We start from the raw sequence: 26,227 nt of genomic DNA on the forward strand, positions 1-26,227 counted from the left end.
GTGCGCAACGCTTGAAAATTCCCGGAAGACTGCGCGATCGGCCTGATTTCCTACGGAGCCATATATCCGCGCTTACGTTTGCGGCGCTCGAGCCGGGAGAACGCTTCGTCGGAATCCGCGCGCTCATCGAAGGTTTCCATCATCACCTGGCCGTTTGTGCCGATCCGGCCCCAGTTGCGGACCAGCGACGCGCCGCCGAACAATGTCGGCTGAATGGACAGCACATAGAACCGAGACATGTTGCGAGCCGGATCGATGCGGCGAAGATGAAGCGGGTCTGTCACAGGTTTCGGCATAGTTGGAATCTTCGCTTCCTTTGGAAGCAACGTCCAACGACTTCGATGAATCGATCATGCCTGACCGATTCATGCGGCTGATGCGCCCGGCTCAATACACCAGCTGCGCCGTGATTGTTCGCCTGAAATGTCGTGCTACGCCGATCGTGTCCAATGAGTGTTCCCAATCGGTTGCCGGTGCTTCGCAGTATTGATGGAACGCATCCGCTTGCGGTACTGTCAGCGATCGACGGCTCGCGTGTTCCCCAGCCCGAAGGGCCGCCGCCCAACTTGGTGGGCGGCGAAGCGGAGGGGCTGAACGCGCTATCCAAAACGCGCCGTAGAGAAGCCCCGGAGCTTTCACAGGGAGAGAAGTCCTTGCCCGATCGGGCAGGTCATTTCTTGTTCGGCCCGAACCTGTTTGTGCCAACTCGTTCAAGCATGTCGTTGCGCCGACAGTAGATCGCGCGGCCGCAGCGCAGCGGCGGGTTGCCGGCGGTGAAGACGATCTGCTCATCGGTGCGTATTTGTATAACTTCATGAGGGGATGATCAGCGGCCGTCGAGCGATCTTCTTCCTAACGCACTGATTTACCGCCATAATATCGTGTTCCATAATGTATGTTATGCGACTTTCGGATCGGATCGGATGTAGGCGCAAAGTTAAAATGTCCCACTTCTGCAAATAGGAATGTCGCTTCCGTTTGCTGAATGCCATTCTCCCCGGCACCGATAGCGAGGGAGACTCTAGGTGGGATTGGTCTGCGTCGGGCGCGAAAATCCTGGGGCTCACGGTCCGCCAGACCCAACGATTATTGAGGACATTCCAAGACGACGGTGCCGCGGCTCTCCGCCACAAGGCGCGCGGCAGATGTTCGAACAATCGGATCGTCGACAACGTTCGCGACTTTGTCCTGGAGCTCATCCGCGAACACTATGTCGACTTTGGTCCGACGCTTGTCCGCGAGAAGCTGCTCGAGCGACACCAGATAGCGGTCAGCAAAGAGACGCTGCGCAAATGGATGACCGAAGCCGCCATTTGGACATCGCGACGTGAGCGGAAGCGCCAGATTCATCAACCGCGTGGCAGGCGAGATTGCATCGGCGAGTTGGTTCAGATCGACGGATCGCACCATTGGTGGTTCGAGAGCCGGGGGCCAAAGTGCGCCCTGCTCGTCTACATCGATGACGCCACCGGCAAGCTGCTGCATCTGCGCGGTATCGACACGATCGAATCTGCGAATGCCTATGCGGCCGAGTTCGCCGCCGATTTCAATTCCCGTTTTGGTAAGGAACCACGCAATCCGAAGGACATGCACCGTCCCCTCGCCGATCATGAGAACCTGGACGGCGCCATGTGCCGCAAGGAGTTCCGCACACTGTCGCAGGCTTTGACGCTGCGCTACGACAAGGTGCTGTTCATTCTCGATCCGAGCGTCTTCGCTAAGCGCCTGGCCGGTAAGAAGGTCGTTGTCTGCGACTATCCCGATGGCCGCCTCGAGATCATGGAGGGCAGCACGTCCTTACCCTATAGAACTTTTGACAAGCTGCGCTCGGTACACAGATCGGAGATCGTCGAGAACAAACGCCTGGATGAAGCGCTTGCAATGGTGGCCGAGATGCAGGCCGGACGTGAACTGACACGCAGCCAACACGGACCGCGGCGCACAGGCCAGGCGAACCACTTGTTCGGCATTCCCGCCTGGTCGACGGACGGATTTCATGAACGATCCCGCCGTGATCGCCCGGCGGGGACAGGCGCTGACGAGGCTGGAAGCTGCGGAATGAGATGTCGTGACCAGATCATCAGCGACATTGCGCCAATGTCGTAGGCTCGTCGGACGCTGCCCTTCGCATCCATGTCGTTGGCAGGCTCTCAAAGCTAAAGCCGAAGAAGCCACGATTGATCGCACCCGATCGGGCTGCGCAACCCTGACCAGTTTACGCCCGATCGGGCGCTCACGTCGGCGCCAAGACGCGCGTCGCTGTCGCATTCTAAATTGCTGGCGATGTCGCGTCTCTAAATCGTTTTGACATCGGATGTAGCTGCGCCGAGCGTCGTCCAGTGATCCGCGTGCGCGTCCTCGATCACTGATCGGTTGCAGTAGAATCCTTCGCCCGTCTCTTCTCGCTCCGCCCTCAGCCAGTCCATGATCTTCTGGAAATCGTCCTCGGATGCCTTCCGGATGATGGGGACCATTTTTATCCTCGTCGACATTGAATCTACCTCCGCGCGCGACCCACGAAGAAGTGTTCGGATCATGGCAATCGCCACAGCTGTGATTGACATCTGCGGTAATTGCCATTATAAATCCACTTAACACAGTAAATCGCGTTAAATGCTACTATGCTCACATTCAATATGACATCTCCGATGGAGATTATCCAAGGTGCCGCAGCACGGATGAAGCGGCGGCGGATCGATGCCGATCTTACCCAACGGGAGCTGGCTTCCAAGGCTGGAGTTTCCTACGGCTCGCTGAGAGTTTTCGAGGAGACTGGCAAGGCATCCTTCGAAGCTGTCGTGAAGCTCGCATTCGCCTTGGAGGCGGAAGCTGAATTCGAAGGTTTGTTTCCTTCACGTCCGCCGAAAACACTCGAAGACGTAATCGGGCGCCCGGCCAGGCAGAGGGTCCGCAAGAAATGAAGTTCAGGCCAATCAGGGAAATGAAGGTGGTCCTGGATCTCGAAGGGAGCCAGCGACAGCTAGGGACCCTTGCGTGGAGCACCGATGAACGACGGGCTTACTTCCAGTACTCGGCTGAGTTCATAACTGCGCCGCTCTTGATTTCTCCATTCAATTTGGCTGCCAAGGCGGGTCTTATTGCAGCCAAGCTCGATCCGTTCGATGGGCTGCATGGCTTGTTTAACGACAGCCTTCCAGATGGATGGGGACGCCTTTTGCTGGATCGCCGCCTTCAAAAGGCTGGCGTCGACTATCACATGCTCACACCCTTGGACCGCCTTTCCGCGGTGGGAAGGACGGGAATGGGCGCGTTGGCCTACATTCCTGAACTGCCTGGCGAAGAGCCGGCTGCAGGGGACCTAGACTGGTTCGTTGAACAGGTGGAGCTTGTCCAGAACGAGATGGACACTGCTGATATCGATGCCTTGCAGAGTGCCCAAGGCGGTTCCGCAGGGGCGCGTCCAAAGATCATGATCGGCTTGAACCCGGATCAGAATACCTTCGTGATTGACTACGGCCATGAATTGAAGCCCGGGTTTGATCGCTGGATGGTGAAATCGCGAAGTTCCGACGATCCAGCGGACATCGGCGTCGAGGAGCAAGCATATGCTCTCATGGCGCGCGAGGCCGGGCTGGCGATGGCCGAGACACGGATATTGCAGACGAAGAAGGGCAATCGTCTGTTCGCAACAAAGAGATTTGATCGCACGCCCGAGGGACGGCTGCACATGCATACCGCCAGCGGCCTCTTGTATGCGAGCCATCGCGAAGCCTCCCTGGACTACGCCGCCCTTCACAAGCTCACGCACATGATGACGAGAGACAGCGCGGAGGTCCTCCGCATGTTCGGTCACATGGCATTCAATGTGCACGCGCGGAACCGGGACGACCATTCGAAGAACCATGCATTCCTGATGGGACCGAATGGGCGGTGGAAACTCTCTCCGGCGTACGATCTGACTTTCTCGGCAGGCCCCGGAGGACAGCACAGCGCATCGATCGCGGGGGAAGGATTGAACCCAGGACGACAGCATCTGCTTGCCGTCGCCAAAGGCGCTTCCATTTCCGAACAAGAAGCGTTGAACGTGATCGAACGCATCCGCTCTGCTGTCGATCGCTGGCCACGGTTCGCGGACGAAGCAGGTCTATCCAAAGCACGAACCAATGAACTTGATCTGATCCTGAATGGACGGAGGCCGCAGCCTGCACAGGCGCTACGTTGGGACACATCCCCCGACAGCCTGGCTGTTTCCGAGCCCCTTCCGAAAAGCAACCCCGAAGCGGCCTTGGCAATCCTGGATCGCGCACCGGACATCGCGCCAGATTCAGGAGACGAGCTTGAGGAAGGAAGCTCAGCTAGTTCTAAAATGTGAGGACGACAAAAGGGCCTCCCAGCACGCGCGACCAACGCGGATACCAGACCATCCCGATTTCCGCAGGTCGGCGAGTCAACTTATGGGTCACGGGACATGCGACAGTTGCCCCAGTTAGAGATGCGACACTTCCCGCTTCCGAGGCTGGTCAACATGAAGCTGGAAAGGAAGGCTGGCGACTTCACAGAGCCTGGCGTGAGACCGGGCCCCTTTGCGGAGCCGTCATGCCTTTGGTCACCTTGTCGCAAATAGAGCTGCATCGTCTCGAAGCCATCCAGAAGATCCGCGACCGACGGCTGACCGTCGTCCAGGCGGCGGAACTCCTTCACCTCAGTGGCAGTCAGGTTCACCGACTGTTGCAGGTCTATGCCCTGGACGGCGCCGGCGGGCTGGCGTCCAAGAAGCGCGGCCGGCCGAGCAATCGACGCCATGATGAGGACTTCCGCAACACCGCATTGGATCTGGTGCGCGATCGCTACCAGAATTTCGGCCCGACGCTTGCCCGCGAGAAACTGCTTGAGTGGCATCAGCACGACCCCTGCCCCGCCTGCGGCGGGTTCAGGCGTGAAAGAGGTCGAAACCGGTTGTCCGGACGAACATCCTGACCCCGATGAGCCGCTGATGTCCAAGACATTTGCTGCGTCGCGACCATTGCAGCAGCAGCCCGCAGCTTCCCACATGATCTTGCAAACCCCTCCCGGTCTCCACCTTTCCGGATCGCTCGTGCGACGGCCGTGCGGGGCATCGTGATATCCTGCCGATCTTTCGCCTGCTGTTGTCAAAGACTGCCTGCCGTCATCCAGATCCCCCTTCCCCAGCCGCAAGCCTTAGGCGCGAGTGGCATGCGGGTTTCTGGTCATGGCTTGCTGTTCGGTCTTTGCAGGCATTCCCGTTGATGGATCTGTCCGGAATTAGCGACGGTTGTTCTGGCCAACGCTGCTGTCTTGTCCCGTTCCTGCCCGCTCCTTCGCTGCGCTCCCGAGTTGGGGACAAGCCATCTTAGGCGCCGGCCCCTTTGGAACCGTCCTCCGGGACACAAACCATCAACCAAAGGAAAAGACCATGACAGACACTAACAACACCAAGACCAAGAAGACCGAGTCGAAATCCCCGATGTACCTCGCCTATACGGTGCGGGATGCCAAGGAAGAAGGCCAGAAGGGCTTCTGGACACGCATCGGTGCATTCTTCGCCCACGAAGATGGCGAAGGCGGCACGCTCCTCCTCGAGGCCCTGCCCCTGGACGGACGGGTCGTGCTGCGCGCCCCCAAAGTCGAAGAAGACAAGTAGGAGGCGGACATGCAGCTCTTGACTCAAGATCTGCGGGAGAAGCTGCTGGCGAATGGTCGCCAGCAGCAGCCTCTCCGCGGTACTAGCGACGAGATCGATTTCGTGCCCGTCGTCAAACTGTTCACGCCTGACGCCGGCGCGACCTGGCTCCTCACGGAGATGGATCCGGATGATCCCGACATCGCCTTCGGCTTATGTGATCTCGGGATCGGCAGCCCCGAACTCGGCAGCGTCAGCCTTGCGGAGCTCGCCGCGGTGCGCGGCAGACTCGGATTGCCGGTCGAGCGTGACCTGCACTTCCAGCCAAACCGCACGTTATCGGCCTATGCCGACATCGCGCAGCGTGATGGTGCCACCCGCACCTGACTGCCACCGAACCCCGGCTCCAGCCGGGGTTCGGCTTACTCTGTGACAGGCGTCAGTTGAGCCCAGCTTTCGGCTTGGAAAATCGCCACGAACATACGCCACGGCGGTGTTACCGATTGAAGCATAACTGAATTGTTCCTTGAGCCCTTCGATGCCGCTCAACGGCTGGCATTCCTGGTCAGATATGAGGTCGTCTGACCATCATCGACCATCTTGGACAAGATAATTCCTTTGGTGCTTTGAGGGCTGCTTTTCGCCTCATACGGCTGTGGGCGACATGTCCCCTCTGCATCGCGGTCCTCGCCCGGGTTGCAAGCAGGACGTGGTGCCGGCGCCGCGGCGGGAGGCGCTTTGGCCGGCGGTATCGGCGCGGTTTCACTTGTGGTCTCAAATTTCTGTTGGGGGGATGAAGTAGCCGAGCAGCTGAAGCGCCAGCTTGGCTTTGCCTGTCGTTCCTGCCGTCAGATATCCAGTGACGGATCGGCCAGTGGGCGTGAGGGCTTGTAGGTCCGCAGTTTTTCCAGGCGTTCCCCCTGCCTGCAAAACGAGCGGTCAGAACTCAGCATCGCGTTAGCTGCGGCAAATTCGGCATTCTCTTCTTTGGCGTTGTCGGCGCCGAACTTTGCGAACTGGTCCAGGCACTCGCCGGCGTGGATGACGATGTCCTGGGGTCGCGCACCTTTCTGTTTCTCTCAGCCCGACAGCTTCTGCGACCGGGTCTGCCGCGCTACACGCCGGGTAGCTTCATCTTTTTTCCGGATGGCTGAGGTCAACTCGTCATAGTCGACGCCGCGCTTCTTCAGCGCCCTGCGCGCATCGTCGATCTCGAAGCCCAACAACTCGAATACGGTCATATTGAGCTTGGAAGCGATACGCTCCATTGTCTTAAGGGTCGGATTTCCGATACCGCGCAGCATCGTGTAGTAGGTCCCTCGCGCCAAACCCGTCTTGGGGAGGAAGGCTTCCATTCCGCCATTCTCGATCTCAAGCTGCTGGAGGCGCAGCGCCAGCATTTCATTGAGGATGGAATGATCGACCGGCTGAGGCTTGCGGACGGGCGACATGAAATCGATGAACTCCAGATGAGGCACCTGCGCCTGCGGAGACCATCAATACCGCAATGAGGTTATCTTGTATATGAATGTTCTTATATATTGAATATTCTCTGAAGGCACGGCGTGTCGGATCTAACCTCCTAAAGCGTCGTCGCGCGCAGACATTTCCAATACGGGCCGGCTCGAGCCGGCCCGTATAGGTGGTGCGAGGGACTTTGGCTTCCCACTCGGGCCTTACGTTGCCAGTGACCACATACGAGATAATGTACGGACTGAGTTTCGGCCCAAGCGCTCCCATTTTCTGTCTGGCTGATGCTGATGCCGTTAGGCCCCGCGCGACGCCGCCGGCCGCAAAATGGAAGGACCGCCCGATACTAAGTAGGAACAACCGCAAGCCTATGCATGAGCCAACGTTGCCGTTCGCCACTAAAACCGATAAGCCTGCTGGCGATAGAATGGACCTTCCTGCTCCTCTCCGGTTCTGGCTGCGCACGGCGAGCGCTTTCTGGGGGTGTTGAGTTGGAGCGGCACATCGTCCCCTGGGCGACGGCTCCAAGGCTATTTGTCCAAAGAGTATCTCTGCATGGCGGGCGGCATCTGGACGTCAAGCCGGTCCGGACGCCCTTTTTCTCGGATGCCTTTTAGCGGCTTGCCGTTCGAATTCGTACTCGCGCGAGGCCTGTTGCCCTGTCTCACCGCTGTTTAAGCGGCTGTCCAGCCGCGCGAGCGGCCGAAGCGTAGCGGAGCCAGCCCGCAGCCGGACAGCGCTCCCAAATAGCGCTGCAGGTACGGCGGAGGGCTGGTGGTCAGGCGTCGTGCGAGGGCGGGAGACGTCCAATGCGTTTCAGGTAGTCGTGGAGAACACGATCGATGATGCGTAGAGGATGCGTGCGCTCCTCCGCGGCGATCTGCCTGAGGACCAGATCGATGGCGTCGGGCAAGCGAAGTGCATAAGGGCGCGACGAACTGCGTTCGCCATAGGCATCGAACGGCTTGCGCGGATTTTCCCTCTTCGGTTTGGCCGACGGTGCCGACTTAGGCGCCTCGATCTTGTTGGGCAGGGTTGCGTGAGGAGTTTGCGGGGCAGCGGAGGTTGACGCCTGCGTTGTCGGTTGATCGTCGTAATGCGGTGTGATGACGACGGGCTTGGCCCCGGGCGACGGATCAGACGAGATCCGCTGGGCGCGAAAGGCGTCGCGTGGCAGGGCAGGACGGGGCGGTTTGGCGGTTTCGTTCATGCGGCATTGTCGCCGTTATTGACGCCCTGGCTCGCCGCGAGCAATTCGCGGACGACCTGGTCGGCATTGTAGCGGGCCTTGCGGATCGACTCATCCGTGTCGCTCATCTGGTAGAGTGTACCGTGGCCGCTGGTCATCGTTCGATAGGTGACGCGCCGATAGAGCGCGTTGGCGCAGATGGGCACCTGCTCGGCGTTGAGATAGGCGAGGACTTCGCGCAGCGGCTTGGTGTTGCGGTCGAGACTGTCATATTCGTTGAAGAGAACGCGGTACTGGGTCATGGGGAGATTGGCTGCGCGGGCATGCTGCTCGAGGTTGCGGATGGCGCGCACGACCTGCGATGCATCGAAGGTGTGAACCCTACAGGGCAGGACGACGAGGTCGGCGCGCAGCGCCGAATGGGTGAGCACCGGTCCGTAATAGCCCGGCGTGTCGATGACGACGACGTCATGGCTGTCAAGGCGCTCGAGCGCTTGTGCGAGGCTCTGTTCATCCGGCGCGCGCACGAGATCGATCCCTTTCGGACTGAGATCCCGCGCGACCGAAGATGCATGCCATTGGTAGGCGGAGCCCTGGGGATCCGCGTCGACGATGGCGACGGAATAGTCGTGATTGGCGAACTCGCCGGCAAGGATAATGGCGACGGTGGTTTTCCCGGAGCCTCCTTTTGGGTTTGCGATGGCGAAGATGCTCGGCATGAAAGGCTCCTCGTGGCGCCGCGATCGCGACAGCGAAATGACCAAAACAATATATTAGATATTACGAGGTCGGAAATCGTGCAAGTCGTTGTTCGCGCGGTCCTCCAATGAGAGAATGCGGCAGTGCTGTGTTTCGGCAAAGCGGCAATACCGCAAGGCACGTTTGCTCCAAGGCGGCAATGACACTTCCGGGTAATGCTGTAACTCGCGTTTCGCGACATACGGCAATCTTGGAGGAGAACAATCCCGACCCCTGAGGCATAGCGGGGGTCCTGACAGGTGTATTCATATCAAAAGGCGTCAAATCAGTATCGCGGTAACAACGGGTGGGGATAGCGCTATGGGGCGGATCGCGGCACAGCGCAGGCGGGCACGGCAGGGCATGGGGCGGCTGCTCTCCTTGGGCCATTGGAGTTCATTATAATAGATATTTGTTGACAAGATACCGGTTTGTGGGCCAAACCGGGGAGGCTGCTGGACGCAGCCAGGGCGCTGACGCGCGTTGCCTGCCGGCGAAGCTTGAGCCCGTCGGCCGAGAAGAGAAGGGAGGACGCTGTGGCCAGTTCCGCTGCAATGCCGAGACGCAAACCAAGGCTCCGCACGGAGCTGTCGGAGCTGGATGAGCGGCGCCTTCAGGAGGCAGTGGCACTGTTCGGCTTGCCGAAGGCCGAGGTCGTACGACGGTTGATCCGGGCGTCGGTTCAGGCCGGCCCCGCACTTTCTGCCGAGAACACTGTGGTCATCGTGGATCTCGCCTACCAAGTCCGGATGGTTGGGCGCAATCTCTCCCAGGTCTTGAAAGCGATCCACCGTGGCCAGGCCGTGCGCATCGAGGACACGGAGGCCGTGTGGCGCGGCTTGTACGAGGTGATCGCGACGATCAATGAAGAGCTCACCGAGATGACCGTCGCCTATGGCTCCAAGCTTCGACGTGTTGCGAAGCTTACACTGTCGGAGGAAGTCCGCTCTTGAGCCGGGCCGCTCAAATCGGATGGTGGCTTGAGCAGGTCAATGCTGCGCGGCGGGCCGTCGAAACGGCACGCGAGGAACGCGGGCGGCCACGGGTATCGAGGCCGATTGACGAGGAGCGCCAACCGAAAGCCAAGCGGGTTTCGTCGCTACCAAGTACGTCGTCTCAGGCAGACATTCGTGGCGCGACGATCTCGGGCGGACAGGACGAGGAGCGGCGTCGGTTGCTGCCGGCGGCGGCCAGGGGAGGCGCTGGCGGGCTGGCGGGGAACACCGGATCTGGGTCGCCGACGGCGCCGATCGCTGGAAATCTTTCGAGCAGTGGTGGAGCGCAGGGTGGTGGGGCTATCGGCCGTGCCCGGCAACTGGCGGCGGGCTATCAGCCGGCGGTCATCAAAGTGGTGTCCTACGCCCGGGGCGTCGCGCGCGTCACGGCAACGGGCCAGTATGTGCAGCGCGAGGAGGCGGCGCTTGAGACCCACGATGGGCGCATGCTTGGCGATCGTGAAGCTGTGGCCGACGAAATCAAGGTCTGGTCCACGAGTTTCGCGAAGCGTGCAGAGAGCCAGGACGTCGCTGCCATGCGCTTGAAGCTTCACGGCGTGCGCGACACACCGGCAGGGCGACAGACTTATGAGAAGGCGATGGTTGCCGGATTCGAGGGCCATCGCTATGCCTATCGTCTCGATGCGACACCGTCGGGCGAGCTGGAGGCGCGGCTCGTTGTGGCGATGGCTGGATCCCCCAAGGAGCGGTTGCGAGTCCGGGAGGAACGGGTTGGCAATGCGGAGGTTGGGTTTACTCAGCGCCGGCTCAATATCCGATCGGAGGCGACGGTGAAGGCGCGGATAGAGGCGGCGACCGGCCATCCGAGGCATGCCGTGAGCGTTGATCCAGGCCCCACCACCCACGGTCGAGACGGTGTGACCTATCGACTAAACAAGCTGATCGAGAAGGGCGCCGTGGTCGACGATCGTGGCAAGGTTTTGTCGAATGTCGCCGATGCGCGCGTCGCCGCGCGAGAATGGGGACCGTCGCTGCGGTCGCAGTCCGCGCGCGACACAATGCACCTGATCATCTCGGCGAAGACTGGGGCGGATGTCGCGGCTCTAACCGACGCCGTCCGCGCGTTCTTGCATGACCGGTTCGCCGACCACAAGTTCATGTTTGGCGTTCACACCGACAAGCAAGCCGACGGGCATATCCATGCCCACGCCATCATCACGGTGAGAAATGAATCCGGACAGAAGATCCATCCGGGCCGTGAGACGTTCCGAGAATGGCGCGAGGTGTATGCTCAGCACGCCCAGGCGCATGGGCTGAAAATCGTCGCCACTTCAGCGAAGGAACGGGCATCGTCGCAGAGTTACGGCCCGAAGGACAAGGCGATCGTCGACGTGGCCGAGCGGCCACGGCCGACGCGGGAAGCACGTGACCGCGCTTATGCGGCGGATCCTGCTAACCAGCGACTCATCCACAATGCCAGGAACCGGATCCGTGTCGCTCGGGCGAACCCCATCAAGCTTCCCGCCTCGAAGCCTGATCGTCGCGCTGTCAACGAAAGCGTCGCCGCCTGGCGAACTCTCGCTCGGGAACATCCAGACAATGCGCTGGCGAAGCAAATGTTTGAACGACTGGCGATGGCCCAGACATTAGGCAATGTCCTCGACATGATCGGGAAACGAGTTGACCATTTTACGAAGGAGACTAACGACATGCCGGTCACATCGGCGCAGATGACGAAGGATCTTCGCCTCATGAACGAGGCGGTTTCGCGCACAAGCGATCTCCTCGATGGGGAGACCAAGCAACAGTTTCGAGAGGCATCATCACGGTACCTTGAGACACTCGCAAGCCGAATCGATCTCCAGCGCGCACAGGAGCGCGGCGCGCAGGAGGTCTCTCGTTCCGAAGTCGAGGCCATTGCAGGGGTCAATGCCGATCGCCTGATCGCGCGTGCTCAACAGGTTAGCCTGAAGGAACAGCGGGAGGCCGTCTCTGCGGAACGGATTGTCGATCGCGCCGTCGAGATGGAGCGCCGACAAGAGGCCCGTGGCGGGATCGACCCGGCATCGCATCGCGAGCTTGGTGTAGATCGGGCCATCGTCGCGAACTCGCAACAATCCGCCGCCCGTGAGGCACGCGAAGCTGCGGCCGCCATCGAGGCCTCGCGTGTGCTCGCCGATCATCCCGCACAGCCGCTGCCGCAGTCGCTGCTTCAGACCGATGCGATTGTGGCGCTCCAATTGGAACAGGAAAAGGTGCTTCAAGAAATCGATGCTGACAAAGCCGAAGTGCAGGCAACCAAGGGCCAGAGGATAAGTTGACGATCGCGCGATCTGCTTTGCAAAGGTCGGACGCGGTCCAGATGAGGGATCGCGCGGGCGGCGCAGGATTCAGGAAAACACCTCGAATGGTCGCGTCCGCGCCAAGGCCAATGGCTTCCAGTTCGGCCGCAAACCCAAACATTCGCCACAGGGACGTCGCGAGGCCTAGCCAGATTAGCAGCGCCGAAGAAAGGAGGTGTGCATGAACGGATCGACTTCAGCCCTATGGTACCGAGGCCAAGGCGATCAACAACGAGATTGAGGTTCTTGCTCGTCTCCCTGCCGAGAGGATGCAGACAGTTCACGGCGGCGAGTAACGCATCCATGTTGACCATGAAAGCGAGTTCGTGATGGTGGTGCCGAGGGGGGCGGCAATGACGCCGGCCATGTTCGGGGCGATATTTGGGGGCGGCTAAGCCGCCTCCAACTCCATGACCTTCTGGGTTGCCTGGGCAATAAACCCCGAGCGGGTATATCCATGGGCTTCGGCAAAGGCATCGATCCGATTGAGGACATCTTCGGGAAGCGTGACATTGACACGCACTGCCTTCTTCGCCTCGGTCTTGACCGCCACCAAGATTGCAACACCGCGACGGTTCTCGGCGTCGGCCATGACATTCTCCAAGCTGGAGGGCTCTGGAATAGCCTCACCATCTTCCGCGAGCCCCTCGATATGAAAGGCCAGCGCCTCCTCGGCCATAGCGCGAGCATCATCTAGATCTGTACCGGCCGTGACGACGCCGGGGAAATCGGGAAAGGACACGCCGAAGTCGCTCTCGGCATCCTTATGGATCAGTCCGATATACTGCTTCATTGTCTCTACCTCAGTTTTAGACCGGATTGACGTTCAATGCTCCGCAAAGTTCCCAAAGGGATATCCCTTTTAGGATGCGGGACTGTGACTCGGCCCGGCTTCTTTTCATGTTTGAATTGTGCGTGACTGCCCTTTCGAGCGACTTCATACCAACCATCAGCCTCTAGGGCCTGGATCACTGCTGCACTTTTCATGTGTATAAATACACATCGATCGTGAAACATGCAACAAGAAAGTGGGCCGCGGGTTCTGGCCACCCCGGGTTTGAGATGTCCATGAGTAACGAGCCAGTCGCGGATGATCCGGCGGATGGGCTTCGGCGGCGCATTCGCTGGCGTTAAGATATTCCTCTACACCGCCTCATTTGAAGCTTTGACGGTGAGGCGTAGAACACGGGCTCATCGGCCATGCAGGATGGCGACTGGCGTCACATCGGGACGGTTCGAAAGATTGGGAACAGCCATCTCCCATGCTTATGAAGCGAAGGCGAAAGGATTTACGGTGTACGGATTCAATCCGTACTATATTATCGGGCCAAAGGAGATACCTATGCCCCGCAATGTCAGTGACAATGGCCGAATCGATTTCCGGATTCCGCCAGAAGCAAAAGCCGTGATCGCACGTGCAGCGGCCTTGTCGAATGTCGGTCTAACCGAGTTTGTCACGCGCTCAGCGCTGCGTGACGCCCAGGCCGCGATCGAACGCGCCGAACATCTCGCGCTGTCAGAACGCGACAGCCTGCGCGTCCTCGACCTGCTCGAGAATCCGCCGGCGCCTACCGACCGTCTTATCCGTGCCGCCAAGGCCGGTCAGACCCTCGCGTGAGTTCCGTCATGTGGCAGGAAGTGCCGATCGGTAAACAGCACGATCGTGCCGCCTTCAACTGTGGCGACGCGGACCTCAATACCTATCTACAGCGCTTCGCGCGTCAAAACCACGAAAGCGGCGGCGCAAAAACGTTCGTCGCCGTGACGGCGGAAGATTCTTCGCACATCCTCGGGTTCTATTCCCTGAGTCCCGCCTCGATGGACTATGCCCGCACACCAACGGTCGCCAGGCGTGGCCTCGGCCGCAACAACGCGCCGGTCTACCGTCTCGGTCGCCTCGCAGTGGATCGTAAGATACAAGGCCGCGGGCTCGGTGGCGGTTTGCTACTCGCCGCAGGGAGACGCTGCATAGCAGTCGCGCAGGAAGTCGGCGGCTTCGCCCTGCTTATCGACGCCAAAGGCGACCAGGCCGCACGCTGGTATGAGGGCCTCGGTGCTGTCCGTCTCGATGACGCGCCGCTATCCCTGGTCCTGCCTTTCGCCGCGATCGCCAAGGCGATAGCCGCGATATGAACGCAGCAGCAAATCGTCTGCCATGCATGTCCCAGCGCTCGCTTCGGTCAAGAAGCCCATGGCAGTGTTGGCACCAATGTGGATGAGCTGCGCAGTGGCGGCGGCCGTTGACAACGGCGGACCTCGCATCGACGATAAGGAAATTTAGTCATCCCCAAACTGCTCCTGCAAGGTGGCGAGCGCCGATAAAGCTTCCTCGAGTTTCGGCGCTATGGACGCGGTGCGAGCTGATGCCGCCATTACATCGAAGTCGTCTCGTTGGGTACGCTCGCTAGCGGCCAGCAGGTCACGAATATTGCAGTTCTCGTCTTGCGGGGCGTTGGGCTCCTCGCCGAGCGCCAAAACCTTTCGGGATTGCTTAACAGGGATCTTTTTCGCGACGATTGGTGGCGTGGGAAGGAAAGCAGGCTCGGCCGGAGACTTAACGCTGCCGCGAGCATATTCGTTCTTCGGTGCTGCTTCAGGCGGTGTTTTTTCGGCGTTGCGTTGGAGCTGCGGAGGCTGAGCCTCGTCTTCGGCCGCCTCCAGGTTCGGCGCCGGGCTGATGGCACCGCTGAGAACCTCATCCTGCCATTTACGCAGCGCGGGCAAGCTGGGCGGATGTGCCTTAGCTGTTTGGTAAAGCCGCCGATATGGCTGATCCTGATAGTGCCGGATCTTGGTAAGCTGAAAGGAGCGCGAGTTCTTGACCATCAGGATCGAGGTCCGCGCGGACATCTCGCGCAACTCGAGTGGACTGCACAGCGGTCGCGGGGTGTAGTGTGGGGCCCAGAGGCGCGGCGCGAAGATCCCCTGCCCCGGTCGCATCACCGGCGTCTTGTAGACCTGCGTCGTCTCGCCCAGCATCTCAGATACGAATTCCGAGGTCTCCAGATCGTTGATCTGGATGAAGAGCTTGATCTGCGAACCGGAGACGGTGGTGATGCGCTTGTTCTTGCCATAGAGCTCGTCGAGCTGGGCAATGTCCTGCATAACGATCGCCATGCGAAAACCATATCCCGCGCTGATCGTGATCTTCGAGATCAAGGAATCCATGCGGCCGACGTGGTAGAATTCGTCGAGCATGAGCAGCACCTGATGCGGCTCGTCCTCGCCCGGGATTTTCACCATCATCAAGTCGTGGATTTGCTGGAACAGGATGCGGATCAGCGGTCGGAAGATCGACAACTCGGCGATGGTGCAGCCGATGAAGATCGTCATCGGATGGCGCCTGAGCTCGCGGATGTCGAAATCAGATGTCTCCGTAGCGGCCGAGATCAGACCGTTGTTCCACAGCGACATTGCCATGTTGACGTTGAAGACGGCCGAATTCCTGGTTTCCGGCTCCAGGGCGATATATTGGTTGAAGCTATCGACGACCCATGTCGGCAGGTGCAGGCGCTCGGTCTTCACGATGGCGCGCAGCACGGAGGAGATATCCTTACCCGTCGTCGTCATGCGCGCAACGCTACGCATGTGCTGCGCGCCAGCGATAAGCGGCGAGGAGAGCACGTAGCCGATCAGCGCAGAGAGCAGCAGGCGTCCGGCACCCGCCCAAGTATCGTCCGCCTTCTCCGGGATGACGAAGGAGGCGACGACCAGACAGTCGGTCGCCATCCGCTCGTCGCGCCGCACGAAGTCGAGTGGATTGTAGCGATGTGTGTCGTTCGAGCCAGGCGAAAACATAAAGACCTTGTTGCCCATTGCGCGACGATGGTTCGCGAGCGCCTCAAAATTCTCCCGCTTCGGGTCGAAGAACACGGCCGAGCCTTGCCAGAGATAACCATTCGGTAGAACGAAGCCCGTGCCCTTGCCCGAGCGCGACGGACCGACGACGAGAATGTGAGCGGGCTCGTCGGAGCGGATCGTGGCCCCGGCGAGCTTGCCGAGGATGATCCCTTGCTTTGCTGTCAGGCCCTGTTTCGCCGCTTCCAGCACGGTGCCGAAACGGGCTTCGCCATAGGGCATCTGCTGGCGATTGACAGTCGCGAAAAGCCAGACGGCGAGCCCCAGCACCACGACGCTGCCGACGGCGATGCCGGCGCGGATCAACGCCTCGACCTGCGTCAGCGGAAAGAAGACGCGCGCGTAAAAATGCTTCCAGGCGATCAGGAAGACGCTCGCGGTGCGATCATTGTTCTGCATGCGCAAAAGTGCCCAGCGGGTTGCGCCCTCGCTCGGGAAGCGGGCCGGTGCCCAGCGCGACGCTACGACGATTTCATAAGCCAGGCTCCACAGGAGCCAGAACCCGATGAGCGCCAGAAGGGCAACGCCGATCCTAAAGGCGACGACGCGTGCCATGGACGGCCTTCCTCTCACCCCTGCCTTCGCGCCACTCCGCCATGCGCGCGAAGTAGATGGCCGAGGTGCCGCGCCATCCGCCTATCTTTTGCTGCTGAATGACGATCGGCAGCACCGATTTGATATAGCCGACTATTTCCTCGCGCCTGAGGCCGAGGCCGGCCTGCATGACCATCAGGGCAAGCTGTTCAAACGCGCCGGCCGGGTTGTCGGCATGGACGGTGGTGATGCTGCCGGGATGGCCGGTGTTAATGGCACGCAGGAACGAATAAGCCTCGGCGCCGCGGATCTCGCCGAGGAAGATGCGGTCCGGTCTCAAGCGCAATGAGGCCTGCAGCAGTGTCTCCACGGTGACGCGGGCCTCGCCCTGGTCGCCCTTCGAGGCAACGAGCGGCAGAAAGTTCTTCTGGATCGGTTTAACCTCGCGCGTGTCCTCGATGGTGATGATGCGCTCGTCGACCGGCACCTCCTTCAGGATCGCGTTGAGAAACGTCGTCTTGCCCGAGCTCGTGCCGCCAGAAAGCAGGATCGAATAGCGGTTGACGACAGCGAGGCGGATGAAATCCTCGATGCGGCCTGCGTCGAGATGCGCGCATAGGGCCCGGTCGACCTCGGACAACGCGCCGTCAGTCGTGGTCACAACCTTGTCGAAGGAGCCGAGCTTGCGGTAGTCGACGAGGCGCATTTCTTTGATGACCTGCTTGCGAATGGCGAAGGCCCCTCCCCCGGGGGTCGCCGGCGGCATCACGCCTTGGAACCGCTCGCCTGTGGGAAGTGCTGCCGACAGAAGCGGGTGTTCTTCGTTGATGCTCTGGCCGGAGAACCCCGCGACGCGCTCGGCCAGATGCCGGATCGCCGTTTCGGTCATTTCCGGAACGTCATGACGCTCCATGGCGGATTGGCCGAAGCGCTCCACCCAGACCGCGCCCGGTCCGTTGACACAGATCTCGACCACCTGATCGTCGTCAAGCCAGGGCCGGATGGGGCCGAGCGCCCTATCGAGAAAGATCGTCTGGTTTCGAGCCGGAACGTTCACGTTTGAGCTCCTGAAGCGCTTCCTTCACCGGATCGGGATAGAGTGCGGAGAAATCGAGGTCGCGCCTGACGAAGACGATGATCCGCGTTCCCTGGTCGAGGTAGATTGTCGGGGGGGATGTTGATCGAGTTTTTCAGCGCCTCCTGCGCGATGTTGGTGAGGGTCTGCGAGACATTCTGCGCGGCGATTTGGCGGGCCTGGAGCGCCTGCTGGTTCTGATTGGCGCCGGTTTGCGTCGTGGTGACCAGACCGGTCACCGGATCAGTGGTGGTGATCGTCGTGCCGCCGGCGTTGCCGGAGTTTTGGCCAAGGCCGCTCAGGAACTGGGAAAAACCGCCGACGACCGACAGCATGATCGCCGAACCAAACCGCTCGACATAATGGTTGTCGACAAATCCGGCATTGCCGGCGCCGCCGAGGTCGTCGGTGCCGGTCGATCCGAGCTGCACGGACACCCCGTCCGATCGCAGCATCCGCGTCCAGACGATGAAGACGCGGGTCTGGCCTTGGGTGATGCCGGATTTGTATTCGCCGACGAGATGACTGCCGGCTGGAATCAGGATCCGCCGACCGTCGAAGGACCAGACATTCTCGGTGGTCACCGCGCGCACCATGCCAGGAAGGTCGCTTTGCACCGCGGTCTCGAGGACGCCGCGGATGAGGGTCCCCTGCGCCACGAGTGCGTCGATGCGGTCGTTCTTGATTGCTTTCGCCACTTCGACACCCGCGTTCGCTACGGAGGCCAGGAACCGCCGGTTCGGATCGTCCTCCTGCTGCCCCGCGCCGTCGCGCGCGCTGTCGCCCGGATTTGCTGTCCCGTCGCTCGCAGCCGCATTGTCGGCGATCACCTGCGGCGCCCGCAGCCGTTCCCATTTGCGCCGCTCCGCCTCCTGGCGCTGACGCTCGAGTTCGGCCAGGCGACGGGCTTCGTCATCGTCTGGTGGCGCCTCGACCAGCGGCGGCTCGGGAGGTGGCGGTGCCGGTAGGGCGATTGGTGGCGCGACCGGCGGCGGAGGCACAGTCGGTTCCGGGGCGGCCGGGGCCGCCGGAACAACAATTGTGCCCTGGTTGGTCCGTGTCTGCGGCGCTGCGAGCGACGGCGCGGGAAACTGTGTCGTGGTGAACTCCTCCTTGTCCGGCGACGTCATGTTCTTCGGCGTTCGCTGGAGCGACCCGTAGATCAGCCAGCCGGCGATCACGAGCGCGCCGACCGGCACGGCGAATTTCAAGATCCGGCCAAAGCCGGTCGAACCGCTCGCGACCGTCGTGGCGGCTGCGGCATCGAGCTCAAGCGAGCGATAGTCCTGCGGGCTCGGCATGGCGCCTCAGCCTCCCGTCGCGGGCGACGGCATTCCGACGCGCTGGGGAGCATAGGGCTCCAATCCGTTCGGCTCATGCACATTGGTGAGCCGCCGGTTGAAGATGCAGGTCGCTACGCTCCCGTTGCGTAGGGTCCATTGCCGGCTGACCTTGTCGACGACGACATAGGGACCCTCGGTCCGGAAATTTGCCAGGCTCTCGTTGCGACCGCTGTCGACGATGTAGATCGCCGGCGTCTCGCCCTCGAAGCGGAACCACGTCTTGGTGCCGTCGTCGAAGACGGCGATCGGCTTGTTTGCCGACGAGCCCTTGTAACCGTAGTCGCTGTTGGCATTGGCGATGTTGAGGGCCTTGAGGTTCGGGTTCGCCGCTCGTTCCTTAGCAGTCGCCAGGAGCTGCGCAGTCGCCTCGTCCTCGGGGTAACGGAAGCGCACGACAAAGATCTGTGTCGCCGGTGGGCGGGTATTTGATCGCAGCAGGAAGGAATAGATGCGCTTGTCGGTCACGACATTGAGGTTCGACAGCGCCTCCTTCTCGATCGGTTTGACGAAAATGATGTCGCCCTTGTGGTTGGGTTCGACCTTCCAGGCGGTCGAGTCGCCCAGCGCCAGCGTCTCGATCTTCTCATCGCCCTGCAACTCGATCATGGTCGAAGTGCCGAAAGTGGCGTCGATCGCGGTGACATTGTCCTTGTTGTAGACGACATCGCGGACGCGACTGTCGACGCGCCCGGGCTTCGGGATAGCCTCCGAGACGGCCGGTCCGACCCCGAGCCAAAGGATCAAGCCGACGACGATGCTGTCAGGGACAAAACGATTCATTGCTGCGCCCCCATGGTTCCCGGGGACGGCGCTGTTTCCTGGTCGCGTCGGTACTCCAACGCTTGAAAGCCGAGAGGATTGTCGAAGCGCCATTCATTGCGCATCGGCGCCGAGGTGTAGCGGAATCGCACAAGCGAGACCCAGTTCGCCGTGACGATGTTGGTGGCGGACTTGGTGTCGGTCGAGAAGCGTACCAATGCCGTCCGGTTGTTCGGGAAGGTTACCGATTTGATTGATACGGACACCACCGTGTTCGTGCCATTGATCTTGATCGGGTTCTGCGGGTTCGCGGGGGAATAGATCTCTGTCAGCTCGCGGGCGGCGTCGCCCGCGGCCAGCAGTTGCGCAAGGTCGAAATTGTCCTTGAGCGCCTTGGGGTCGTACGTCTCGCGCGCCTTGACGTAGCGTACCACATTGAAGGTGGTGACGGCCTCGTCCTGCGTCAGCGGCCCTTCCGCCATCGGCCGCTTGACCTCGACGAAGCCCGTCGCCTTGTCGACGACGACCATATAGGGCTCATAGGTCTTGAGCGGCACGAGCAGCGCCAACGTTGCGAGCGAACCGATCGCGACCACGGTCATCACCGCCGCGACGATCCAGGCGAGCGCTCGTGAATTGCGATTGCGACGCGCGATGTCCTGTTCCCAGGTCATCCCTTCCGAATAATAGCGCGGGTCGACGCGTCGCTCCGCTATGGCTGCACTTGCCTGCGTCATGATGATGAAGATGTCCTGTTGTCACGGGCCGTTGGCGTCACGGCGGGATTTCTGATCTGGGCTGCAAGGCGCCGGAACTCCGGTGTCTCGGCCCAAGCGGCGGCCCTGAGGCCAACGCGTGCCCGCTGTCTCGCGGCGAGCTCCTCGCGCCGTGAGACCGAGGCCGGATTGAAAGGATTGCGGAACGCCAGCCGGCCGCGGTTCGCAACAAGCGCGGCCCGGGCGCCGGTGACGCTGGCGTAGAACCGACCTATCCGCGGTGAGCCTATCGGCACGCCACCTGCGATCGCTGCCGCCACATTGTTGATCTGCGCGAGCAGGAGAATGCCGATGATGGCAAGCAGCACGACCGGGCCAATCGTTGCCCAGGTCGGGCTCTTGGTGTTGGCGACGCCGTTTAGCGTGTCGATCGTCTGCTGGATGAGCGAGACGTAGAAGGCGAGGAACGCATAGACGAGGACCTGCACCAGAAAATACTGAACCAATGCGCTGAGCCAGCCCGAGAAGAAGCGTGTTGTGACCCCGAACAGCAGGAGGATGATGAAGATCGGCGCTAAGGCGAGCAGCAGCCACATGAACATCTTCGACAGCATGATGAGGAACAGCGCAAAGCCGATCAGCACCGCCATCACGACGTAAAAGACGGCGGCAAAGATATAAGGTCCCCAATTGGTGATGCCGGCGTTCTGGAGGAAGGCCTCTGTCGCATTGTTCGTCGTGTCCCACATGTTCTGAAGCGCGTTCTGAACACCGTTTACGGAGGTAAGGTTCACCGCGGTGCCGGTGTTGTTGGCTGTGGTGACAGCGCTCAAGAGCGCATTGCCAATTGCGGAAGGCCCGTCGTTCATCAGGTTATAGACGAGCGTCTGGAAATCGTTCCAACTCGTCGCAAGGGCATAGATGGTGAAGGCCCGCAACAACCGAAAGGCATGATCGGCCGGCCCGCCGCTCGCCGTTCCCTGCCAGATGCCGACACCCCAGAAGATGACGTAGAGGGTGAGAAGCAGCCCGGCGACGCCCGTGCCACCGCCCGATGTCGCCGCGTTCGCGAGCGCCCGATAAGCCGTCGAGACGTAGTTTTGCCCGAGCTGATCGACCGATTGGAGCAACGTGGTGATGCTGAACGACCCCATCCGCGCGCTCAGATCGGTTTCATCGGGCCGCAGCTGTCGGGCAACCGCAGCGGTGGCGGGAGCGCCGGCGCGGCGACCGGGTCGCCATATGCGAGCGGCGCGCCACTTTCATCCGAGGAGCACGGCGCCTTCAGAGGCTTATAAGCGCAGCCTGAGAGAGCTGCCGCCAGCGTGAGTGTGAGGGTCAAACCGATCGCAGCCTTCACTTTTTTGGCTCTTTCGGCTGGCTGAACGTCATGGCGCGCGAGGCGGCTTTCGCCGCATCATCCTGCGAGACCGGCCCGGCCGCCATCGACGATGGGTTCGGCTGCTCGCGCGGCCTCCACACCGCCAGATATATAGTTTCGGCGATAAGGATTCCGGCAACGAGGAAGCCAATGGCTTGTTTTGACACATGTCCTCCGGTCGTTCTCTTGGAATTCAGGGTCGGGGAATTCAGGGTCGGGCTTTACTGCGTGAACTTCATCGCCCGCGCCGCGGCGGATTCGGCGGCGATACGGTCGAGGTTGGCCTGGTTGGCTGCCGCGGCGGCGTTGTTCACGACGCCATTCAGTTCATTGATCGTCTGGCCCGTCTGAACCTGGACCTGGGTGTTCTGGTCAACGCTGCCCTTGAGATCGGGGGCCTGGCCGATTTGCTGGCCACCTTGTGTGAAGGCCGCCGACCTCGTTTGCACTGCGGTCTGCGTCGACGTGATCAGCCCGGAGAGCGTCGCGGCAACATTGACGGAATTCTGGTAAGCCGTGTCGACCGGATGGGTCTGGCCTGCGGTGAGACCAGTGATGGTCTTTACCAGCTGCAGCCCATTGATCAGCGTCGAGACGATGTTCTGGGACCCCGGGCTCATCCCTGCAAACGATAGAGCACCGCCGGAGATGACGGAGCCGAGCGAGGGCGCCTGCGCCATCGAGAACCCGCCACCGAGCGCCATTTGAGCGAGGCTGCCCTGGGCGACGGAAGCGCGATCACCGGTGACGGCCTGCAGTGTCTTCTGGGTGAATTGGAGGATCTGCTGATCTGCGGTGAGGATCTGCCGCGTGCTGGTCGCGATCTCCTGCGCCTTAGCAAGATTGGTATTGTCGATGACGGGCACTTGCGCACGGGCCTCGGCACAAATGAGACCGAAGAGTGCAGTGAGGACAAAGGCGAACGAGCGGGATATCGACATGGCGGGGTCCTAGCGTGCGTTTGCTTGCATGGCCGCGAGAGCGGCATTGACGTCGGTGGCGGAGAGAGCGCTCGGGGCGGGAGTGGCCGATTGGGCCGCGTCCTGGTTGCGTGCCAGGAAGAAGGCAACGTTGCCGGTGCTATCGGTGGCGCGTGCAGAGACGCAGGCCGGGTCGGGCGGGGTCCCGGGCGGTGTGGTCGAGCAGGATGCCGGCTGACGGCAGGGGTCGGCTGCGGTACCCGATCCGGCCATTCCGGCTGGGCACAGGAGCCCGCTGACCGGCATCGATGTCCCTGGGCTCGAGCGCATGCCCATAGCTGCCCGGCTCATGTCGCTGGTTTGCGCGAGATTGGGCGCATTCAGCGCCGTCACCCAGAGATTGGCCGAGCCGATGGCGCTGTTCCAGGCGAGGTTGTTTTGCAGGCGCGCGGCGCTGTTCATGTCAAACGCGCCCATCACTGTTGGCGCCGTGCCGACCTGTTGACCTGCCGCCTGGAACATGGTTCGCGCGGCGCTGAGCGACTGACCGCTGGCATCAAGACCGGCGACCACATCGCCGCTCGATTTGAACAGCGACTGGCTGTTCAAGGCCGCGCCTCGCGCCGTCGCGTCGGGCGTTGCTGGCATATCCGGCGCATAGCCCTGGATCGCCTTGGCACCGGCGCCCATCTGCGGCTGTAGGGTTGGGTCGCTGACATTGGCCTTCTTGCCGGTGGTCATGGCGCATTTGACGCCGCTGTTGGCGTCCTGGCGCTGCGTCGTGATCGGCGCGAGATTTACCGTCGCGCTCGCGGTCTGCGAGTGTTCGGTAAGCTGCGCGGCATCGATGGTCGGAATATCCGCGCAAGCCGGCGCGGTGAAACTGCAGGTGGTTATAAGAGCGAAGGCGGCGAAAACTGCTTTCATCGCGTGGTCCTTCCCAGGAAGATCGGCAGCCAGACGGCTGGATCATCGCCGACGCGCGCCCGCAGCGCCTCGAGCTCGGCCACGGTCTCCGTGCGTCCCGATAGAACCTTGATCAGGTCCGGCATGCCGGCGAGATTGAGCTTGGCGATGACGCTGTCGCGTCCGTGCTTGATTAGGAAGGATCGGCTTTCCGGAACCGTGCCGCGAATCCAGGCGACCTCGCGCTCCGATAGACGGAATGCGCGCGCGTAGCTCTCATCATCGGCCTTAGGATTGGGAAAGAACACGTTGGTGGCGGTCTGCTCGATCAACGTGCTCGCCGAGCTCGAGCGCACGATGTCGGCGGCCGACTGCGTACCGAAGCCAATGATGCCGTTCTGCTTGCGGATCGTCTTGAGCTTGTCTTTGATGAAGAAGGCGAAGACGGGGTCGTCGAGCAGGCGCCATCCTTCGTCGAGAAAGATCATCACCGGGTCTCCGGTAAGAAGCTCTTGCGTGCGATGGAAGATGTACATGAGCGCGGCGGTGCGTATGACCGGGTCGTCGAGCACCCGCGTCATGTCGAAACCGAAAATGCTGGAGAGCGAGAACTGATCCGTTTCGTTGTTGAAGAGCCAGCCGCGCTGGTCCGGCCGCATCCAGCTTTCGAGACGGGCGAGCAGATCTCCCTCGCCCGCCCGGATGCGGCCGCGGAGCAATGTTGAGAATGCTTGCAATGTCCGACCGTCCGGACCGGCACTGAGTGCTGCCGCAATCGCGTTGCGGATGACTTGCTCCTCGGAGGCCGTGAGGTCGCCGCCATTCGCCGGCCGCAGCATGAAACCGAAGAGCTGGAACAGGAACTCCCGGTTCGGCGCTGTGTCGGGCATGGAGAGCGGATTGAACCCGGTCGGTTCTCCAGGCACCAGGACCTCGTATTGCCCACCCATGGCACGGATGAAGATCTCCGCTCCGCGATCCTTGTCGACAAAGAGAAGTTTGGGACGCGGCGTGACGCGCTGTGACTGCGCCGAGATGAAAGACAGGAACACGGTCTTGCCGCTGCCCGAAGGGCCGACAACCGTGAAGTTGCCGAGGTCGCGGACGTGATGATTGTAGTAGTAGGCGGTCTGCGACGTCGTCTCGAACACGGAGATCGCCAGGCCCCAGTGATTGTTGTCCGGACGGCCGCTCGGATAGTTATGCAGAGAAACAAAACCGGCAAAATTCTTTGAGGAAATCACCGCCTTGCGGGCTATGTAGGCAAAGTTACCGGGCAGCTGCGACCAGAACGCGGGTTCGCAGTTGAGATCCTCTCGCGTCCAGATCACGGAGCGGTCGGTGAGCGCTGCGCCAACGGCCGTGACAGTCGCGTCGACCTCGGACATGCTGCGTCCAAGGCACATCACCGTCATATGATGTTCGCCATAGATCGCCTCGGAGGCCAGGAGCTCGTCGCGGGCGTCGTCCAGGTGCTCGGCGACGATTGAACCCGCCTCGTCCGACATGTCGACCTGGCGGGCGACACGGTCCACCTGTTTGGCCGCCTCGGGGCGATCGATGATAGCAAAACTTTGGCTGGCGATGAATTCGTGCGGGACGCGCAAGAGATTGTCGAAGGATCCGGGCCCGGTCTGCGCGGGATATTCACGAATTGAGATCATGGCGCCAAACCGCGTGTCGTGCGCGCCGGCGCCGCGGATCTCGATGGCGTTCTTGCCGAAGAAGACCCGTTTCATCGACAGCGCGTCGCTCAGCGCCATGCGCGGCAGCAGCATCGGGCGAGGCAGGCCGCCGTTGACGATTTGCACGAGGAATTCCAATGGTTCCGAATGCCAGACGCCATCGCGCGAGACCACGCCAAGCTGACGGGCGCCGTAGGCGGCGAGGTTCTCCCGCACGGCGGTCGCGGCGTCGCGCAGTTCGGTCAAAGCCGTCTGCGCGGCGACAGTTTGGCCGGTCGCATCCGTTCGGCCGAGGAGTTTCGTCAACAAGGCGTCGAAGGTTCCGGCCTGGCCCTGAAGCGGCCTGCGGACGATCGTCAGATAAATGTCGTTGACGAACATCCGCCGCTGCGACAACGCCGCGTCGTAGCGTTCGTCGATCTCGCGGCAGAGCGCATTGTCGAAGGTGGATGCGATCCGCGGTTTGACCTCGCGCCGGATGATGTGGCCGACCAGGGCGAAGCGGGAATTCGCGAGCGTGCGGACAATGTCGTTACGGGCCAGAAGGCGAGCGTTGATCTCCGACATGTCAGCGGTCTCGAAGGAATAGCCTTCGAGCTTGAGCACCGTCAGGACCAGGCCATCGCGTGTCTTGAGAACGTGATCGTCAACGTGGCGGGTAAACGGGATGTGCGACGCGACCGGACGCTCGCGCCGCGATACCGCGCCAAAGGTCAATTCATCAAGCAGCGCCCGCGCGACCATGCTGCCTCC

24 protein-coding genes and 4 pseudogenes are annotated in these 26,227 nt (G+C 61.3%); 10 read left to right on the forward strand and 18 right to left on the reverse strand.

From position 1 onward, the window contains the following. Positions 1 to 50 precede the first annotated feature (50 nt). The gene (locus tag HB777_38855; GenBank protein QND69757.1) at positions 51 to 296 is read right to left on the reverse strand and encodes a WGR domain-containing protein; all 246 of its coding nucleotides are present in this window, start codon (positions 294 to 296) and stop codon (positions 51 to 53) included. A 374-nt stretch (positions 297 to 670) separates the two neighbouring features. Beyond that, a pseudogene (locus HB777_38860) lies at positions 671 to 992 on the reverse strand (type IV secretory system conjugative DNA transfer family protein). Positions 993 to 1,047: 55 nt separating this feature from the next. Between HB777_38860 and HB777_38865 the strand changes: the two are divergent. Continuing rightward, positions 1,048 to 2,062: pseudogene (locus tag HB777_38865) on the forward strand (helix-turn-helix domain-containing protein). 232 nt (positions 2,063 to 2,294) lie between these two features. Here the strand turns inward: HB777_38865 and HB777_38870 are convergent. Continuing rightward, positions 2,295 to 2,474 (reverse strand): hypothetical protein, encoded by a 180-nt coding sequence (locus HB777_38870; protein QND69564.1) that lies wholly within the window; start codon positions 2,472 to 2,474, stop codon positions 2,295 to 2,297. Between the two features lie 204 nt (positions 2,475 to 2,678). Between HB777_38870 and HB777_38875 the strand changes: the two genes are divergently transcribed. From HB777_38875 to HB777_38895, 5 genes and pseudogenes are all read left to right on the forward strand, one after another. Continuing rightward, positions 2,679 to 2,921: a helix-turn-helix transcriptional regulator gene (locus HB777_38875; GenBank protein QND69758.1), complete on the forward strand. Its 243-nt coding sequence runs from the start codon at positions 2,679 to 2,681 to the stop codon at positions 2,919 to 2,921. After that, on the forward strand, positions 2,918 to 4,333 hold the full coding sequence (locus HB777_38880) for a type II toxin-antitoxin system HipA family toxin (protein QND69565.1): 1,416 nt from the start codon (positions 2,918 to 2,920) through the stop codon (positions 4,331 to 4,333). Before HB777_38875 ends, HB777_38880 begins: the two co-directional genes overlap by 4 nt. A 224-nt stretch (positions 4,334 to 4,557) precedes the next feature. Next, a pseudogene (locus HB777_38885) lies at positions 4,558 to 4,863 on the forward strand (helix-turn-helix domain-containing protein). A 532-nt stretch (positions 4,864 to 5,395) separates the two neighbouring features. Then, on the forward strand, positions 5,396 to 5,623 hold the full coding sequence (locus HB777_38890) for a hypothetical protein (GenBank protein ID QND69332.1): 228 nt from the start codon (positions 5,396 to 5,398) through the stop codon (positions 5,621 to 5,623). Positions 5,624 to 5,632: 9 nt separating this feature from the next. After that, positions 5,633 to 5,989 carry a DUF2958 domain-containing protein gene (locus tag HB777_38895; protein ID QND69566.1) on the forward strand — a complete coding sequence of 119 codons (357 nt, stop codon included), beginning with the start codon at positions 5,633 to 5,635 and terminating at the stop codon, positions 5,987 to 5,989. Positions 5,990 to 6,681: 692 nt separating this feature from the next. Here the strand turns inward: HB777_38895 and HB777_38900 are convergent. The 3 genes from HB777_38900 to HB777_38910 all read right to left on the reverse strand — a co-directional run bounded on the left by HB777_38900 (position 6,682) and on the right by HB777_38910 (position 8,980). After that, a complete protein-coding gene (locus HB777_38900) occupies positions 6,682 to 7,053 on the reverse strand; it encodes an XRE family transcriptional regulator (protein QND69567.1) in 372 nt (123 codons plus the stop codon). Positions 7,054 to 7,850: 797 nt separating this feature from the next. After that, entirely contained in the window at positions 7,851 to 8,282 is a 432-nt protein-coding gene (locus HB777_38905; GenBank protein QND69568.1) for a hypothetical protein, read from the reverse strand. Continuing rightward, entirely contained in the window at positions 8,279 to 8,980 is a 702-nt protein-coding gene (locus HB777_38910) for a ParA family protein (GenBank protein ID QND69569.1), read from the reverse strand. The genes HB777_38905 and HB777_38910 overlap by 4 nt, the downstream gene beginning before the upstream one ends. 555 nt (positions 8,981 to 9,535) lie before the next feature. On the opposite strand from HB777_38910, the gene HB777_38915 reads away from it, so the two are divergent. Together HB777_38915 and HB777_38920 are read left to right on the forward strand one after the other, a co-directional pair. Continuing rightward, complete coding sequence (locus tag HB777_38915) at positions 9,536 to 9,952, forward strand: hypothetical protein (GenBank protein ID QND69570.1); 417 nt, start codon at positions 9,536 to 9,538, stop codon at positions 9,950 to 9,952. Further along, positions 9,949 to 12,276, forward strand: coding sequence for a relaxase/mobilization nuclease domain-containing protein (locus tag HB777_38920; protein QND69571.1), 2,328 nt, complete (start codon positions 9,949 to 9,951; stop codon positions 12,274 to 12,276). Before HB777_38915 ends, HB777_38920 begins: the two co-directional genes overlap by 4 nt. A gap of 412 nt (positions 12,277 to 12,688) precedes the next feature. Here the strand turns inward: HB777_38920 and HB777_38925 are convergent, their stop codons facing one another. Both HB777_38925 and HB777_38930 read right to left on the reverse strand, forming a co-directional pair. Next, positions 12,689 to 13,090: a type II toxin-antitoxin system HicB family antitoxin gene (locus HB777_38925; protein ID QND69572.1), complete on the reverse strand. Its 402-nt coding sequence runs from the start codon at positions 13,088 to 13,090 to the stop codon at positions 12,689 to 12,691. A gap of 5 nt (positions 13,091 to 13,095) precedes the next feature. Then, on the reverse strand, positions 13,096 to 13,284 hold the full coding sequence (locus HB777_38930) for a type II toxin-antitoxin system HicA family toxin (protein QND69573.1): 189 nt from the start codon (positions 13,282 to 13,284) through the stop codon (positions 13,096 to 13,098). 355 nt (positions 13,285 to 13,639) lie between these two features. On the opposite strand from HB777_38930, the gene HB777_38935 reads away from it, so the two are divergent. Beyond that, positions 13,640 to 13,915 carry a DUF1778 domain-containing protein gene (locus HB777_38935; protein ID QND69574.1) on the forward strand — a complete coding sequence of 92 codons (276 nt, stop codon included), beginning with the start codon at positions 13,640 to 13,642 and terminating at the stop codon, positions 13,913 to 13,915. Then, positions 13,912 to 14,430, forward strand: coding sequence for a GNAT family N-acetyltransferase (locus HB777_38940; protein QND69575.1), 519 nt, complete (start codon positions 13,912 to 13,914; stop codon positions 14,428 to 14,430). The genes HB777_38935 and HB777_38940 overlap by 4 nt, the downstream gene beginning before the upstream one ends. Positions 14,431 to 14,574: 144 nt before the next feature. Here the strand turns inward: HB777_38940 and HB777_38945 are convergent, their stop codons facing one another. From HB777_38945 to HB777_38990, 10 genes and pseudogenes are all read right to left on the reverse strand, one after another. Next, positions 14,575 to 16,710 (reverse strand): type IV secretory system conjugative DNA transfer family protein, encoded by a 2,136-nt coding sequence (locus tag HB777_38945; protein QND69576.1) that lies wholly within the window; start codon positions 16,708 to 16,710, stop codon positions 14,575 to 14,577. After that, entirely contained in the window at positions 16,688 to 17,746 is a 1,059-nt protein-coding gene (gene virB11, locus HB777_38950; protein ID QND69577.1) for a P-type DNA transfer ATPase VirB11, read from the reverse strand. Before virB11 ends, HB777_38945 begins: the two co-directional genes overlap by 23 nt. Next, a pseudogene (locus HB777_38955) lies at positions 17,706 to 19,065 on the reverse strand (TrbI/VirB10 family protein). Before HB777_38955 ends, virB11 begins: the two are co-directional and overlap by 41 nt. Positions 19,066 to 19,071: 6 nt before the next feature. Next, a complete protein-coding gene (virB9, locus tag HB777_38960) occupies positions 19,072 to 19,887 on the reverse strand; it encodes a P-type conjugative transfer protein VirB9 (GenBank protein ID QND69578.1) in 816 nt (271 codons plus the stop codon). Then, positions 19,884 to 20,603, reverse strand: a complete 720-nt coding sequence (locus tag HB777_38965) for a virB8 family protein (GenBank protein ID QND69579.1) — start codon at positions 20,601 to 20,603, stop codon at positions 19,884 to 19,886. The genes virB9 and HB777_38965 overlap by 4 nt, the downstream gene beginning before the upstream one ends. After that, positions 20,600 to 21,736 (reverse strand): conjugal transfer protein TrbL, encoded by a 1,137-nt coding sequence (locus HB777_38970; protein QND69580.1) that lies wholly within the window; start codon positions 21,734 to 21,736, stop codon positions 20,600 to 20,602. The genes HB777_38965 and HB777_38970 overlap by 4 nt, the downstream gene beginning before the upstream one ends. Before the next feature lie 202 nt (positions 21,737 to 21,938). Continuing rightward, on the reverse strand, positions 21,939 to 22,130 hold the full coding sequence (locus HB777_38975) for a hypothetical protein (protein ID QND69581.1): 192 nt from the start codon (positions 22,128 to 22,130) through the stop codon (positions 21,939 to 21,941). Positions 22,131 to 22,184: 54 nt separating this feature from the next. Then, complete coding sequence (locus HB777_38980; GenBank protein QND69582.1) at positions 22,185 to 22,904, reverse strand: conjugal transfer protein; 720 nt, start codon at positions 22,902 to 22,904, stop codon at positions 22,185 to 22,187. A 9-nt stretch (positions 22,905 to 22,913) separates the two neighbouring features. Further along, positions 22,914 to 23,780 carry a hypothetical protein gene (locus HB777_38985; GenBank protein ID QND69759.1) on the reverse strand — a complete coding sequence of 289 codons (867 nt, stop codon included), beginning with the start codon at positions 23,778 to 23,780 and terminating at the stop codon, positions 22,914 to 22,916. A 26-nt stretch (positions 23,781 to 23,806) separates the two neighbouring features. Then, positions 23,807 to 26,218 (reverse strand): VirB4 family type IV secretion/conjugal transfer ATPase, encoded by a 2,412-nt coding sequence (locus HB777_38990; protein ID QND69583.1) that lies wholly within the window; start codon positions 26,216 to 26,218, stop codon positions 23,807 to 23,809. Positions 26,219 to 26,227 lie beyond the last annotated feature (9 nt).

It is taken from the genome of Mesorhizobium loti (genome assembly GCA_014189435.1).
Lineage (GTDB): Bacteria > Pseudomonadota > Alphaproteobacteria > Rhizobiales > Rhizobiaceae > Mesorhizobium > Mesorhizobium loti_G.